The organism is Methanobacterium sp., from assembly GCA_030017655.1.
Taxonomy (GTDB): Archaea; Methanobacteriota; Methanobacteria; order Methanobacteriales; family Methanobacteriaceae; genus Methanobacterium_D.
On the sequence record JASEIM010000097.1, the window covers coordinates 1 to 502 of the forward strand.

Sequence of the window (502 nt, forward strand, 5' to 3'; positions counted from 1 at the left end):
GCAATATAACTGCACATGGTACATCCGCCAGTCTTGGAGAGTGCATGAGCACATCCCGGGGTGGGTAGAATGATGAAAATAGCATTACCTTTTCCAGAGTAGAGTATATCATCTCCGGTCCAGCTGGATGATAATTCCTGGGCAGATTTTGGATCCATATAGTTAAGATACTTTTTTCTTATTTTTTGATTAAGATCTTGAATTTCCATAATTTCTTCCAAATTTTTTGTAATAATATGTTTTAATTAAACATAGTTAAATATTCAAGGAATTCTTAAAAATAGTAAGGTTACTTGTGATAGTGGATGGTATAATTTATAGCTTTTTATATATTAATCTAGAATAAGAGCTTTTTTAATATACTGGGGCAACATCAAAATAAAAATAAAAAAAAATTTTGGAGAGTTAGAATGCGCTAACTACGTCTCCAAGTAGTTTAATGGATTTTTCTTTGTCAGGACCAATTGGTGAACCTGCAACATATTGGGTTACACCCATATAT

The 502-nt window shown here is 32.1% G+C and carries 1 protein-coding gene; it reads right to left on the reverse strand.

The genetic code is table 11. The annotated features are described in order from the left end of the window. The coding region (locus tag QMD61_11810) for a TIGR01210 family radical SAM protein (GenBank protein ID MDI6725319.1) at positions 1-209 on the reverse strand (209 nt) is incomplete at its 3' end. Positions 210-502 lie beyond the last annotated feature (293 nt).